Origin of the sequence: Pedobacter sp. PF22-3, assembly GCF_026239555.1 — a bacterium.
GTDB lineage: Bacteria > Bacteroidota > Bacteroidia > Sphingobacteriales > Sphingobacteriaceae > Pedobacter.
Genome location: NZ_JAPIVP010000015.1, coordinates 23,265 through 36,450 on the forward strand (window position 1 = coordinate 23,265; position 13,186 = coordinate 36,450).

Here is a 13,186-nt window from a genome sequence, read left to right on the forward strand (position 1 = left end):
GGTTAAAACTGTATATTAATTTCGTACATGGACTGTACTTTTATCAGGATTCCTCCAAAGGTAATTAAAGCCTCTGCCAATCTGGAGTAAGAAAAGATTTGAACAATAGCCTTTTTTTTAATCATTTTTTGCGCCTTTTTTTCAAAAAAAGCCTTTCTGTATGTACTACCAATCAGGAGTTTATTCGTTTCATTGCCATTAAGCATGACGGTATTTCCCTCTATAGCAGTAATTTTTTCATCACTGATGATATAAGATTTATGTATCCGGCTAAAACAGGCACTGGGCAAACCATCTTCCATTTCTTTCATCGTGTTATGGCAAGAGAAACGTTGGTTATTTTCCATGTGAAGTACTACATAGTTCTGCATGGCCTGTATGTAAATCAATTGGTCGCATTTGATCAGGAATTCTTTTAGTCCTTTAGCATCTGCCTTAATAAAAAAAGAATCTATCACCTGCTGCTTTTTTGTGCCTTGTACACCGTGGGCGAGCTGTGTAAGATGATCGAATTTATTGATGGTTTTTGCAAAACGGTTAAAGGTAACTGGCCTGATCAGGAAATCAAATGCCGAATGCTCAAAAGCTTCGAAAGCCATTTCCGTATTTTCGGATACCAAAACGATGGAAGAAAACTGTTTGATTCGTTCCAGCCAGCCATTGCTACCACTTAAAAATACAACATCAACAAAAACAATATCGGGTCTGATAGAATATACGGCATCAAAACTTTCTGGCCGCTGTACCGAATATCCCTTTAATTGAGTAAGCGGATAGTCGTTTATGTACATACATAAAGATTCTACGGTATGCAGTTCACCGATTACATAACAGCTGATCATCATTTTTTAGTCTAAAATATACTTTTGCCATGCCTCTTTTCAGACATTGAAATTTAATATTGATTAAAGCAGAAACCGACTGGTTTGTTTATGGATCCTGGGATGGAATAATACCTGTAAAGCAGGATATTTTGAGAGAAGCATTAACAATAGACGAGTACATTTTTTTGCCGTTTAACCTGCTCTAATATCTTTAAAAAAATATAAATTGCAAAAGAACAGCAAACAAAAAAAACAAATAATGCGTTAAATAGCTGTAATCAGGTAAATACAATTGAAATTTTAGCTTTTTTGAAGAAGTAAAGTAACAGGAATACCTTAAAAAGTAAATATTTCGTTACAAAAAGAATCTAACAAGTTATATTTGTATTCTGCCCGATCATTTAAATATGCTAAAAAGATGGCGAAACGATGTAGCGCTGATTGCGAAGAGGCTGGAATGGTTATTGGTAATCCAAATACCGTAGTTTTTAATAACCTTAATTTTTCAAGTGCATTTGCTTATACAATAAATATGTGGTGATAAAAAAATCAATATTTAAAATTCTTTACTGTGATTTATCTTAGAGCCATTTGCAGAAAAATGATAATTTTTTAAGCCATTAGCGTATTAAGTTCAATATTTACTCTAAATAGCCCGTAAGCGCTTCAGGCTATATGGCCATGCGGACAATTTTGACATGCCGTCTTGAAAAATAATTCAGATTTTTTCGTTGCAGGGCTCAAGTCCGAATACCATTGCCTCATTTTAACGAGGATAAAACTTGATCTGGAAACTAAAGAAATTTTTGAGGTTGATGATTTTAGAAGATAATACCTCTATAGTTAGTATGGTTTTATTCTGAAGTCTGTAACTTACCACAACGGAGCATTATCTTACTGTAATGAAAATTTATTCTTTAAAGTTAGTCAAGTGGTATCGAAATAACTGGTGCACAATTGGAAATCTGGATTAACTATTATTTATAACTTGCTCATTTATTACGTTTGGATTATTAAGTTATTATCCCAGCGGGATCACACCAAAGACTGTCAAAATGTATAAAACCCTGCAATCGCACGATTAGCAGGGTTTTTGCTTTTAGGGAATTGCCAAATCGTTGAGAAAGCGCTATCCTATGCCTGTCCGTAGCGTTCCGCAGGGCTCTACGGATTAGTAAATAGAAAAGAGTCTGTGACTCGCTTTTATTTGAGTTTATAAGTTCAATTTTATTCTTATATCCGTAGAGACGCTATGCTTAACTCTACGGACAGAGGGGTTCGATTTCAAATTTCTAAGTTTGCGAAATTAATATCAACTCCAGTTTAGGAGTTCTATTATATTCCCGTCCGGGTCTGAGATGTAAATAAACCTAAATACACCGATATTATCAAAATGATGTTCGCTTAGCTCTCCAATTTTCGATGCTCCATTCTTTAATGCTATTGCTAAAACCCCCGCAATATCCTCTACCTTAAATGCGATATGTCCAAATCCTTTTTGATTAGCTAAGTGTCTTTCAGCATTAATCATTTCTGAATACTGATAGATTTCTAATGTCGGTCCATTATCCCCATAGCCAGGTAGCCGTAATTGTACCCCTTGTAAATTCGCGTTAAAGACGCCGGTGCCTTTTTCAAGCCACTCCCCTTGATAGTTTCGTATAGGTGGAACCGCTATGCAATTAAACACGATTTCATAGAAACGTGCAAGTTCCTTCCAATCCTTTGTTATAATGTTGGTATGCGCATACTTTATATTCATGATGTAAATTCTGACTTGATTGTACGTAAAGGTATTAAAGGTAAGATTTTTTGCAATTTGTCCTTCTCTGGCGTGATAAAATTTTTTGTCCTTTAAGCCATTTAAAAGTATTGTTTTGCCTTCAAATTTCCTGTAATAAACCAACAAGAAATATCAAGTTTATTGCCTGTTGTGTTCTCCTGAAATTGCCATTTACAATAAACTATTCTATATTACCATTAAAAGATGCTAAATGTAGATTATATTTTTTCCTAATTATAATATTCGTTTTATAAAAGGGAATACTGCCCACTTTGTAAAGGCCTTTTTCTTTATCAATTACTACAGCCCACATTGTCTCAATGGTTTCTTCGTCAAGAACGTTGCTGTAAAATTGGAAAAGTATTTTTTCGTATTCTTCTTCTTCTGCCATTTTAAAAGAGGTCAAATTATTTATTACTTATAATTTAGGGTTGAGCAAGTTTGGTTAAACACATCTATTGTTCTGTAGCCAGGTGATTGCTTTATTTGTTACCAATCTCTCTATATTATCTTTGGTAGCCTCTGGAACATAATCTTGATAAGTCTCGCCATGGTCTAAATCATCCCAGGCCCAGTGAAGTAGATAAAAATCGAAAATTGGTTTTTCATAGTCATAAGCCAGACCTGTCGAATACAAAGCTTTTAGATTGCGCTTAACATCTATGGATTTAGCCATTTTTTCAATAAAAGTTCTACAGTACCCAACAATTGCTTCTTGTTCTTCTGGCAACACGATAAAAAGCTCATTAAATGAAGAGAGTAGATATTTTTCTGTTTCAAAAAAGTTTGCTGGCTTGGAAATACCTGCTAAGATCAGTAAAGACGGTGTTTCGTAACCAAGCGACAACATCTCAACAGCCCAATCTATGGATTGATCGATATCGAAATCTTTAAGGTATCGATATGCAAGCATCTTGCCTGTCAAATCACTTGTGCGCATTGGTAGTTGACATTATAGTTGAGCATTCTGTTTTAATGAATTGTAAAGTCGTTCCAGAGTCTGGCTTTTTTAGCGAGTTGATGAATTGCTAATCCGTCATGTTATCTTATAATCTGTGGCAAATAATTGATTTCTGCTTGTTGTGCCATTTATTTTTTATCAATATTATTTACGATTGTCCTCGTTACGCTATGCAGAATGTCGGTATTCCAATCATCCATATAACTAAATGACTTGTTTTCCTTGGCTGGATCATCAGCAGAATAAATAACAAAATACGTTTGATAATCTTTGGTACGAACCTTATCCCAGGTAATTTCCAGGAGATCGTTTGAAAGAATGCCATTCTTCTTGATTTTCAAGCAATCATTGTAGAATGTCACATCACCTATAGAAAATTCCAGATCGTTCCAAAAGTCTTGAATATGCCCGTTTGCAATATCACGAAAGTAATATTTCCATAGATTGCCCAAGATCTCTGAATATAGATTATGGCGATCTATTTTTCCAATTCCGTAAAAGCTCTTGAAGTGTATCTTCAGAACCTGATCATTTCTATCCTTGATAAATATCTGATATTCTCTTCCCACAATAAATTTATAGCCACTGATCCATCTCACGCCAAAACGATATTCCTTTACCGATGCTTTATCAATTTTTATATAAGGATTATGTTTTTTTCCTGTCTCGAACCTTATAAACTCTGGATGGATAGTCAATTCCCGTCGCTTATTGTCTATTGGCCCTCGCTTCACCACAAATCTAATTCCCCCTAAATGTTCTTCAGCATCCATTATTTTTCTTTTTGATGTAGGAAATTGCAATTTTATTCAACGGTCAATCCTATAAGTGAGAAGTCGATATCTTCTCCAATTTTTATTTTTTGCATAAGAATATCCGTATCGCTTCTATTTGCGCTATTTATCTTTACTGTAAAAAATACATTCGATGGCGAATTGATGTTATACTTTTTTACAACAGTACCTTTAATCAAACGGTCAGTTTTTGGATCAAATTTCCAGGATATATTTGGGCAATCCAAAATTAAGGCATTTCTGGAACCGTCAGTATTATCTACGCGCATATAGATTAAAATATGATCTCCTTCCTTAAACCGATTATAGTTTTTAACGGCCATAAGTGCAGCTTTTTCTTCGCATTCCCTTATGGTTTTCCAATATACTTTGTATTTTTCAACCTGTTCATCCACATCAATTTTTGTGTTATTTAATCTCCTATGCAAAGATGTAAGGATGATCGAGGACATATCATCGGGATGATTGATGCCTAATGATCTAAAATATTTGGCTAAAGGAACATTTCTGTCGCCTCTTATCCAATTATTTCTGATCCAAAGTCCGGCTCCAAAGTGGGCTTCAGCAACGGCCTTTTGTTCAGATTTGGTTTTAAACGAATTCAATTCGGTGGAAGTCCATTCATTTTTGAGGTAAGAGATTGACTCCTCCAGGTTTTTCGGCATTGCCTGTGTTTTAGGAGATGCTGAAGAACAACTAAGGCATGAAATAAGCAACAGAATATTGACCAGTGTTTTCATTAGAGAGCGAATAATTTTTAAATCTACAAAACGCTATTGAATTAGTAGCACTCACATAATCTTCTTTTCAACTGACATACTTATCCAATAAATTCCCATCTGTCCCCTGTTATCCATTACGCCTTTGGGCAACTGATTTTTAGGACAGCTTAAAATGCAAGTATCTACCCCTTTTACAAATGCAGTTAAGGCTTCAAGTTTATTTTCTGAAAATGGAAGTATCGTGTAGTCCCAACTGGAATAAAAAGACAACATCCACTTAAATTCTGCATCGGTTTTTCCATCGATTAAATATTGATTTAAAATGGAATACGATTCAGATACGGTTGCATTGTCGAGATCTTCAATTCCTGTATAACAACTGGGCTCCACCTGAGTATACCAATTTAAAAATATCAGCCGCTTTAAGATTTCAAGCTTTGCTGCTTCGTCATCAATGCGAAAATAGAGTTCAAGATAAGATTTATGGATATTCCGATATTGGTCAAATATTCCTTCCTCGGCAAGTTTTTCGGTTACAAAGTCCATAGTTCCATTTTGAGACTCGGCATAATCCCAAATTTCTACTTCTCTATCAGATAAAATATCGATTTCGGTTTTCATAATTTACTCCAACCCATGCTTTTTAGATAAACTGGGCTCTGCATAATCGAGAATCCCAGCGGATTAGTGGCGTCGTCCGTTAGATAGTTAATATCCATTTCAGTCTTAAAGAAAGTTTCTATTTTGTGTGCTTGGCCTTATTAACTCCAATCTTGCTGATTATCTTCTTCTCTGTTTCTGCCTGTATCACATTGATGATCAGATTTGGGTCAATATTTAGTATGTATGCTAGACGTAGTATTTCAGAAACTGTGAACTTTTCAGGATCAGCCAACTTCACAGAATACCGTTCCGAATTGATGCCTAACAATTTAATAATCTTAGTTGGATACAACTCAGAAATATCATACATCTTTTTAATCTTGTTGGTTTCAAACATTGCGCCTATTGACGAAAGGTCTTTTTCGGGACTATTATTGTTGTTCTTCCAATTAGCCATATTACTGCGTTTACAACTAAAGTCGTCAATAGATTACTATTCATTTATAAAAAAGAACCATTAGTAAATTTAAAAATACTAATAGTTTTTTTTTGTCTGGACTTTTTACTACGTTTGGGTATGAAAAAATAAAGAATTATTTTTAGCGATTACTTCACAAAATATTGAAGCATTCGCACTTCGAGTCTCGTCTTAGAAACCTGAGAAATTTCAAATGGATACGAGAGGTAAGTGTAGTGCTCACGTCATAGGCGTGAGCCTGCTTTTCCGTATCCAAGGCTTCTCAGGGCCACTAAGACGGTAAGTGGGTTTCACGCCTTATTTTGTGCCACCCACTTCCAAGACTCATTTGAAAGAAATTTAAATGAGATCAATATGGAACCAAAATTATCACCAGAAGCCGAACACGCTGCCCATTTCAGGGCGTTTATCCATCGGCTCTCCCAAAAGTTCGAACCACTCCAGATCTTCAGCTTTTCGCAGAACAGCTCCACTCATCATTCTCAAGGCTGTTTTATTGACAATCAAGGCTATTTTAAATGCGACTATTGCCTATTGGTAGTTACTGAAACGGCAACCCGAATAGATTACGAAATGCAGGATTTCGCCAACAGCTATTACCAGCATGGAACAATTACGGTGATCTCCCATGGCAGGCAATCGGTTATCGACGCAGTACAGCAAAACAGCCGCTTTTTTATCAGCGTGCTTACCTATGGAAAACTGCTCTATAGTAAGGATGGACTGTTAGACAGTGATCTAATAGCTGCGTTTATCCCCACAAAGGGCGCAATCAAGGCACTCAAACATTATGAACATCGGATACCGCTGGCTGACGGATTTCTGATGTGCGCATCCGAATGCCTGGAAAAGGAGCAGTTCGGGATTTGTGCCTTTATGCTCCATCAGGCGGTAGAACAGACTTGTATCTGTCTGTTGAGGGTTCATATCGCCTACCGTTCTGAGTTCCATAACCTTTACCGCCTGCTCCGTTTGTGTCAATGCTTTTCTGAAAAGCCTTTTCAGCTTTTCCTGTCCACTCCCGAAGATGAGCGGTTATTTGATGTAATGGCAAAAAGTTATTCTGGTTCACGTTATAAAGATGATTTTACGGTTTCCCGGCAGGATGCGGAGCGTCTTTATCAAAGGGTCGCATCTTTTATTTTGTTGGCAAAGGAGATGTGCAAAGAAAAAATAGAACTGCTTGCCAAATCGGCATCAGACTATTCAGTCTTAAAAAACGCTGATCACGTACAGATCGAAAAAATATTACAGACCAATATTTGAAACTATGAAACCATCATGATTTATCAACCACACAGTGGGATGAATAAATCTGATAGCTTCATAACAGCTAAAAAACAAATTTAAACAGATGAAAAAGCAAACAAATAAAACATCAGATAACAGGATCGTTTATCTTGACAATGATGAAATAACAGATCCGATAAAAGTGGTAAATGATTTTTTCAGTCACTCCTGGTTGCCCAATCATTTGAAGATGCTGAAACGCTGGCGAAACGATGCAGCGCTTGAATCCGAAGAATCAAAAAAATGTAGCCCAGACTACCTTGTTTATAATTACGAACTGACCATAAAGCTGATAGAGGCCGCCTGGCTCTTAAAGAGTCACAAGCTTGGCAGACTTGACTTCGATGACAAACAGCAAAGTGATATCGCAAAATGGTACATCAAAACGGAAAGGAAGAAGCTACGGGATTATCCAGAAAATCTGAGCATTCGGGAGATCGTAAAGCCTTCATCTGTACTAAAGAAAATGTTCAGGACCTATAAACTGGACGGGTATAAAAAAATCCTGAACACATGGCTTCACAATGCGCTGAGCAGCTCCTTCATAGAAGAAAGCCTTTCCAAATCTGAAGTCATCACAGTTTACGAACAATTGGTTAAACTGTTCGAGGCTACGTGGCTGATTAGTGAGCGCGTTAAAGATGGCAATTGAAGCTTTATTTTCCGTCCCGACTGACGAAGGCCCTAAACCGTTTAGAAAAACTCCTTTTCATTCGTTTTGTAAATTTTTAGGAGGAAATGGTTGTCATCATGGCTATACCACAACCCCATAAATGTTCCCAGATCATATGGGTGTGAAGAAAATGAAAATGGTTTGCGGGGTTTGAAACAGCTTACTCTCATTAATTATGTTCTTGGATCAACTAAGTTAAATTTTTCGAAGTAATTTTGTCAAGCAGAAGTGTTATAAGAAATTGGCAATTAGGTAGATTCCTATTAAGAAACCATTTACTATGGCCTAAATTTAATTCAAAAAAATTGATTCTTGTTGACAAAGGCAATAAGAATCAATGATCCATTCTATCAATATTTTCGGTCTCTTGCTCGGTATTCATAATTATTTTGTAAGTTATTAGCACCTCAAACTATTTAATCTGTCTCCTTTGGTACAAAAGCCTCGTACCACGCACTGTTATTTTCATCGCCGTCATGGGTTTTTACCACAGCTCTTATTTCTGGCTCGCCAACAAGATCTCCATCATCATTAACAAGTTGAATTAAAACACGTTCATGGTGGTCAAACTGGTCTTTTGGCGCACCCTGAAAGGGAATAAGTAATGGTACTTGAGATACTGATTCATCTGTTCTGATTTTGATAGTTTTCATATTTTATTTTTATTTCTTTAACATCGATTCAAATAAACAGTCAAATTCCCCTCAGGTTCAACGTAACATCTTTCATTTGATCTTTAAGCAAAATATTGTTTTTGCTATCACTTATTTCTCCCAGATTACACTAATTGTATAGTCGTAGGACTTAGCAAATAGACAATACTCATAAAACCTGCTGTCTTGTTCATCATCGTTCAATCTCAACCAATCTGATTTCCATATATCCTGTTTTGATTCGTTGCCACTGTACACTTTTTTTGTAGTGTATAATTCGTAAGCAACAGATCCTGTCGGTGGCGGGGAATCCCGTTGAAACTCCAGAAAATATCTAAAGTCATATGATGGCTTGAACCACTTCATTTTATTTCCCTTACAAAATACAATGCATATTGGATGGTTTCCTGCCTTCACGAACTTGAGAATTGCAGCGGTTTTACTCACCTGAAATCGTTTTGCTAAATTGTCTATAAGATCGGGGCCGAATACTTTTCTTTCACATTCCTTATAGAAAAGGGTCGAAGGCATCAGGAATTCGGATGCAAACTCATTGGCTTCTACTTCATGGGGACCTCCCTGAAACCAGCTAAGCAAATCATGATCAGTGTCCGAAATTATCGGATATAAATCCTTATGCATTTCGAAGTGTCCCAATTCGTGAGCGGCGGCAAAGCGCTTTTTACTCACATATTCAATTTGTGAATTTATAGTAATTATTGACTTCCCCTTTAATGTGATAATCTCACCTTCCTTTCCCGATAGCGGTTTTTCTTCGTAAAAAGCCCGCCTCCCTAAAATGATCTCCGAAATGGGGAGTTCGGTCGGGTCATCTAGTCCACAAGCATCAAGGACTTTTTGAGCGGTCAGCTCGGCTTTAGTAAGCTTAAACGTCTTTGTTGTTGGAACCATCTTCCTCCATAAATTTGAGTGTATAGTGTTTAATTAAAATAGCCTTAATATCTTCTTTGGATAACGTCTCAAAATTTCGGAAGTTCAGTGAAAGTTCTTCTTTTAGCATGAACTCTTTAATTGAGAAAGTTGCCTGACTTAGCAAATTTTCGGCCCATTGTATCGCCTTGTCCTTAACAGATTCTGCCGCTACCATGTCTGCTTTAGTTTGTTCTGCATTTATCTGGAGATGCATCCTTTTAATCCGTTTTAGGCCATCTGCCACTATTTTATCCGGATTTAACCCCTGCAACGACAAAAACTGTTTTGACTGTTCTTTATTGGAGCTGATTGAGTCGAGGTCAGCAACTACTAATCTGATAAAATCAGTTTTAGTGTATTTTGCACTTTTACTCATAATTTATGTTCCGTTAAATCAAACTTTTTCACTGTATTTTTTATAATTGTTTTCAAACGCCTAAAGGCGTTGTCATAGGTATCTTCACTCATTTCAAACTCTTTAATTACTTCCCGTCTCTTCATCCCGTAGCCATATATAGATACAAATATCTGTTCAACATCATTTTCACCCTGCACGGTATCAGCTATACTGGACATAACGTTGTCATAATCCACCTGTTGGTCAAAAAATGCTTCCACATATGGCAAAACCGATTCCAGATAATTATTGGCACTATCTTCATCGTCGAGGCCATCGGCAATGCCAAATACATCTTTCGTAGTTTTATTTTCATCAGACCTTAAGTCATTGCCAACCAACGACCTAATAACGCTAAATTTTAAGAAATCTACCAACGTTCCTTTTTCAGGATCAAACTTCTCTGGTTTTTCTAAATACCTTCCAATAGCTTCGTAGACATAATCGTCCACCTCTTTGCCTTTTAAATAAGAACCAGGATCTTTTCCTCTAAACCATGTCTTACCTTTTATCAGCCCTATTGTATAAGAATGAAGCTTGAGGATTATATCCTCCCAATCAGGGTCTTCCATATTTTTCTCACTCATTAATATACTTGCTTACTTAATTAATGTTGGTGACTAACTTTTTTTTGCAGGCACCTGCCAAAAAGATTTTCTCATCAACAGTCCTATTTATAAGCAAATTATTAAAAATAAATTAGATATGACACTTTTACAAGCTATTAACCAGTTCATCGACAATATTTCGGTTACTGATAGACAAGAGACCAGCATCTCATCATCTTTGGACAATATATATTGGCACCTGAAAAAAAAGGATAATGAACTTTATGTGAGCAAAACGTTCACTAACGGGTCTTACGATAGAGACACCATAATTAGACCGTTAAATGATATAGACATCTTTGCGGTACTGAAGCTGGACGAGTGGAAAGATGAATATGGCAGGCTACCATCACCTCAAACCGTTCTTTCTAGGTTCAAAAATTATCTAAATGGTCTGGTAGATTACAAAGATAAAGTGTATCAAGATAGACCCTGTGTTTCAATAGAACTCTCAGATAAACAGTTTGATATACTTCCTTGCTTTGAAGTGTTTGGCGGTGGGTACCAAATTCCGAATTATGATCTCACAGGATGGAGTTACAGTTACCCAGACCAGTTGTACAGAGATTTAGAGGCCGTTCATAAACTTCGCAACTACAAAGTAAAACAGATTATCAAAGCCGTTAAATACTGGAACAGAGACCTTTACAAGCTGATACCATCTTACCATATAGAGGAGGCAGCCATAAATATATTTAACCTAAACAGTTTCACTAATTTTAAAACCGGGATAGAGATTTGGTTCGATAACGCTGGGTATTATCTTCAACAGGCCAAGTTTAAGTCCTATAAGAACTATGATAAGGCGATTGAAAACATTAAGAAAGCAAACAAAAAACTGCAAGATGCAGCGGTTAAATATGAAGATGGAAAAGAGGGAGAAGCAGTTTTAATGTGGAAAGAGATATTCGGTAGGGATTTCCCGACTATCAATGCAGAAGAAGCTAAGAACTTTTCCCAGGCAATCAGCGAAGGCAATCTGAAAGTCGCAAGTACAGGACTATTATCTACAGTTGCCGGTTATGGCATCAGTGCATCTAGGGGTTATCATGGCGGTATATCAGAAGGCTAAAAAATATAACCCTGAAATACAGGTTATCGCCATGCGGTCGAGGTACCCACAGTTCAAACATACGCGAACCAAAGATGGTTGCATAGTTTTTAAAGGCAAATTACGTGTAAAACCAGAACTGCCGGAGTATGAGGTTAAGATTTTATATTGTGGTGATAAATCGCCAAAAGTTTATATTTTAAACCCTGCTCCCGTTGAGGGTGCCCCACATATTTACTCTAACACAAAATCATTATGTTTATACCATCCGGATAACTTTAAGTGGCACGGCGGTAAATTGATTGCTGAAGATATAATGGGATGGACAGCTGGCTGGATATATTTTTATGAATACTGGTTGCAAACAGGTAAATGGATTGGGCCTGAAGCTTCACACAATATTTAATTAAACGCTATGACACGAATAGTACCACATCAACAGATGTTCAATAGGGCCAAGATGTTTGACAAATGGGCAAATATTTTTATCTATATTTCTTCAGCTATCTCGATAGCATTAATGTTCATCAATCCGACAAACGAAAGATTTGTTATTGTATTAAATGCACTCAACTGCGTAATAATAGCATTAGTGGTGCTCTTTGACCAGCTTTTTAACTATTTGTTTTTTGAGGCTGGAAAAGCAAAGAGACTGGATTTCATAGATAATTCGTTTGGAACCGATTTCTCTGGTGCTAAATCCCAGGGTTATTTCACAAATGAAAATCTCAGCGCCGGAATCTATAAAATGGCTGTGAACTGCTTCGAGAATTCTTTTTTTTCAAAAAATATAAGTAGTAAAATGATCTCTGGTGCATGGATCAAGGCAGTTATCATACTGGTTATTTTTGTCTTTAACGCAGCACTGGGAGCTAAAGGTCTAGTTAACCTTCTTTTTCAGTTATCGCTTCCTGTTTTGCTTATCACGCAAGCGGTTAAGGTTACTTTTTTCTATGCAAGAATAAACACAACTTATGAGGCTTTTCTCTCTTTGTTCAGCGACTTCAAACAGGCAGGAAACATCTTAGGCAAGGACCCGGAAATTTTAAAGATAGTATTAGAATATCAGACTACCCTCACATGGGGAGCAATACCACTTAGTGACAGGGTATTCAACAAATTTAATCCAACGCTTTCCAGAAAATGGAATGAGCTTAAGGCGAACTATAACATAGCCGGTGAGGCTTAATGTTAAATAGCGAAGATGAAACTATTCCTCTTTTTAATCTATAAAGTTATCAATCATGTTGAAACCTAAAACTGCGAACAGAAAAATACATTTACCTGCAATAGAAGATAGCATTTACCCTCTTTGCAAACAAACAAATCTTAGAACAGGGATACGAAGACCTGCTATAACAATGCCTGTGGCTGAATTCCTTAAACTGGATTATTTTATGCGGTGTGAGAAATGTT

At 36.6% G+C, this 13,186-nt stretch carries 17 protein-coding genes; 5 read left to right on the forward strand and 12 right to left on the reverse strand.

The genetic code is table 11. The annotated features are described in order from the left end of the window. Nucleotides 1-2 precede the first annotated feature (2 nt). From OQX63_RS17620 to OQX63_RS17655, 8 genes are all read right to left on the reverse strand, one after another. The gene (locus OQX63_RS17620; protein ID WP_265852137.1) at nt 3-845 is read right to left on the reverse strand and encodes a LytR/AlgR family response regulator transcription factor; all 843 of its coding nucleotides are present in this window, start codon (nt 843-845) and stop codon (nt 3-5) included. Between the two features lie 1,291 nt (nt 846-2,136). Further along, on the reverse strand, nt 2,137-2,733 hold the full coding sequence (locus tag OQX63_RS17625) for a VOC family protein (RefSeq protein WP_265852138.1): 597 nt from the start codon (nt 2,731-2,733) through the stop codon (nt 2,137-2,139). 55 nt (nt 2,734-2,788) lie between these two features. Continuing rightward, a complete protein-coding gene (locus OQX63_RS17630) occupies nt 2,789-2,998 on the reverse strand; it encodes a hypothetical protein (protein ID WP_265852139.1) in 210 nt (69 codons plus the stop codon). Between the two features lie 54 nt (nt 2,999-3,052). Further along, nucleotides 3,053-3,547, reverse strand: coding sequence for a hypothetical protein (locus OQX63_RS17635; RefSeq protein ID WP_265852140.1), 495 nt, complete (start codon nt 3,545-3,547; stop codon nt 3,053-3,055). A gap of 149 nt (nt 3,548-3,696) precedes the next feature. After that, a complete protein-coding gene (locus OQX63_RS17640; RefSeq protein ID WP_265852141.1) occupies nt 3,697-4,341 on the reverse strand; it encodes a hypothetical protein in 645 nt (214 codons plus the stop codon). 32 nt (nt 4,342-4,373) lie between these two features. Then, nucleotides 4,374-5,102: a DUF6794 domain-containing protein gene (locus OQX63_RS17645; protein WP_265852142.1), complete on the reverse strand. Its 729-nt coding sequence runs from the start codon at nt 5,100-5,102 to the stop codon at nt 4,374-4,376. A 51-nt stretch (nt 5,103-5,153) separates the two neighbouring features. Beyond that, nucleotides 5,154-5,705 (reverse strand): hypothetical protein, encoded by a 552-nt coding sequence (locus OQX63_RS17650; RefSeq protein WP_265852143.1) that lies wholly within the window; start codon nt 5,703-5,705, stop codon nt 5,154-5,156. Between the two features lie 118 nt (nt 5,706-5,823). Beyond that, nucleotides 5,824-6,144 carry a hypothetical protein gene (locus tag OQX63_RS17655; RefSeq protein ID WP_265852144.1) on the reverse strand — a complete coding sequence of 107 codons (321 nt, stop codon included), beginning with the start codon at nt 6,142-6,144 and terminating at the stop codon, nt 5,824-5,826. Nucleotides 6,145-6,519: 375 nt separating this feature from the next. Here OQX63_RS17655 and OQX63_RS17660 point away from each other — a divergent pair, with 375 nt between their 5' ends. Continuing rightward, nucleotides 6,520-7,431: a HEPN domain-containing protein gene (locus OQX63_RS17660; RefSeq protein ID WP_265852145.1), complete on the forward strand. Its 912-nt coding sequence runs from the start codon at nt 6,520-6,522 to the stop codon at nt 7,429-7,431. 88 nt (nt 7,432-7,519) lie between these two features. Then, entirely contained in the window at nt 7,520-8,107 is a 588-nt protein-coding gene (locus OQX63_RS17665; RefSeq protein ID WP_265852146.1) for a hypothetical protein, read from the forward strand. Nucleotides 8,108-8,544: 437 nt separating this feature from the next. Here OQX63_RS17665 and OQX63_RS17670 read toward each other — a convergent pair whose 3' ends face one another. The 4 genes from OQX63_RS17670 to OQX63_RS17685 all read right to left on the reverse strand — a co-directional run bounded on the left by OQX63_RS17670 (nt 8,545) and on the right by OQX63_RS17685 (nt 10,698). Further along, nucleotides 8,545-8,781 carry a hypothetical protein gene (locus OQX63_RS17670; RefSeq protein ID WP_265852147.1) on the reverse strand — a complete coding sequence of 79 codons (237 nt, stop codon included), beginning with the start codon at nt 8,779-8,781 and terminating at the stop codon, nt 8,545-8,547. 111 nt (nt 8,782-8,892) lie between these two features. Then, nucleotides 8,893-9,693, reverse strand: coding sequence for an ImmA/IrrE family metallo-endopeptidase (locus OQX63_RS17675; protein WP_265852148.1), 801 nt, complete (start codon nt 9,691-9,693; stop codon nt 8,893-8,895). Next, nucleotides 9,668-10,090: a hypothetical protein gene (locus tag OQX63_RS17680; RefSeq protein WP_265852149.1), complete on the reverse strand. Its 423-nt coding sequence runs from the start codon at nt 10,088-10,090 to the stop codon at nt 9,668-9,670. Before OQX63_RS17680 ends, OQX63_RS17675 begins: the two co-directional genes overlap by 26 nt. Further along, nucleotides 10,087-10,698, reverse strand: coding sequence for a hypothetical protein (locus OQX63_RS17685; protein WP_265852150.1), 612 nt, complete (start codon nt 10,696-10,698; stop codon nt 10,087-10,089). Before OQX63_RS17685 ends, OQX63_RS17680 begins: the two co-directional genes overlap by 4 nt. 118 nt (nt 10,699-10,816) lie before the next feature. Between OQX63_RS17685 and OQX63_RS17690 the strand changes: the two genes are divergently transcribed. Genes OQX63_RS17690 through OQX63_RS17700 form a run of 3 tightly spaced genes read left to right on the forward strand, consistent with a single transcriptional unit; the run spans nt 10,817 to nt 12,959 of the window. Beyond that, complete coding sequence (locus tag OQX63_RS17690; protein WP_265852151.1) at nt 10,817-11,791, forward strand: SMODS domain-containing nucleotidyltransferase; 975 nt, start codon at nt 10,817-10,819, stop codon at nt 11,789-11,791. Then, entirely contained in the window at nt 11,769-12,176 is a 408-nt protein-coding gene (locus OQX63_RS17695; RefSeq protein ID WP_265852152.1) for a hypothetical protein, read from the forward strand. Before OQX63_RS17690 ends, OQX63_RS17695 begins: the two co-directional genes overlap by 23 nt. A gap of 9 nt (nt 12,177-12,185) precedes the next feature. After that, nucleotides 12,186-12,959 (forward strand): hypothetical protein, encoded by a 774-nt coding sequence (locus tag OQX63_RS17700; protein WP_265852153.1) that lies wholly within the window; start codon nt 12,186-12,188, stop codon nt 12,957-12,959. Nucleotides 12,960-13,186: the final 227 nt, after the last annotated feature.

Coding starts and splice junctions, on each gene's coding strand:
- OQX63_RS17650 (WP_265852143.1), bottom strand. CDS start 5,705: ATGAAAACCGAAATCGATATTTTATCTGATAGAGAAGTAGAAATTTGG.
- OQX63_RS17645 (WP_265852142.1), bottom strand. CDS start 5,102: ATGAAAACACTGGTCAATATTCTGTTGCTTATTTCATGCCTTAGTTGT.
- OQX63_RS17630 (WP_265852139.1), bottom strand. CDS start 2,998: ATGGCAGAAGAAGAAGAATACGAAAAAATACTTTTCCAATTTTACAGC.
- OQX63_RS17700 (WP_265852153.1), top strand. CDS start 12,186: ATGACACGAATAGTACCACATCAACAGATGTTCAATAGGGCCAAGATG.
- OQX63_RS17675 (WP_265852148.1), bottom strand. CDS start 9,693: ATGGTTCCAACAACAAAGACGTTTAAGCTTACTAAAGCCGAGCTGACC.
- OQX63_RS17670 (WP_265852147.1), bottom strand. CDS start 8,781: ATGAAAACTATCAAAATCAGAACAGATGAATCAGTATCTCAAGTACCA.
- OQX63_RS17685 (WP_265852150.1), bottom strand. CDS start 10,698: ATGAGTGAGAAAAATATGGAAGACCCTGATTGGGAGGATATAATCCTC.
- OQX63_RS17640 (WP_265852141.1), bottom strand. CDS start 4,341: ATGGATGCTGAAGAACATTTAGGGGGAATTAGATTTGTGGTGAAGCGA.
- OQX63_RS17665 (WP_265852146.1), top strand. CDS start 7,520: ATGAAAAAGCAAACAAATAAAACATCAGATAACAGGATCGTTTATCTT.
- OQX63_RS17660 (WP_265852145.1), top strand. CDS start 6,520: ATGGAACCAAAATTATCACCAGAAGCCGAACACGCTGCCCATTTCAGG.
- OQX63_RS17635 (WP_265852140.1), bottom strand. CDS start 3,547: ATGCGCACAAGTGATTTGACAGGCAAGATGCTTGCATATCGATACCTT.
- OQX63_RS17690 (WP_265852151.1), top strand. CDS start 10,817: ATGACACTTTTACAAGCTATTAACCAGTTCATCGACAATATTTCGGTT.
- OQX63_RS17655 (WP_265852144.1), bottom strand. CDS start 6,144: ATGGCTAATTGGAAGAACAACAATAATAGTCCCGAAAAAGACCTTTCG.
- OQX63_RS17695 (WP_265852152.1), top strand. CDS start 11,769: ATGGCGGTATATCAGAAGGCTAAAAAATATAACCCTGAAATACAGGTT.
- OQX63_RS17620 (WP_265852137.1), bottom strand. CDS start 845: ATGATGATCAGCTGTTATGTAATCGGTGAACTGCATACCGTAGAATCT.
- OQX63_RS17680 (WP_265852149.1), bottom strand. CDS start 10,090: ATGAGTAAAAGTGCAAAATACACTAAAACTGATTTTATCAGATTAGTA.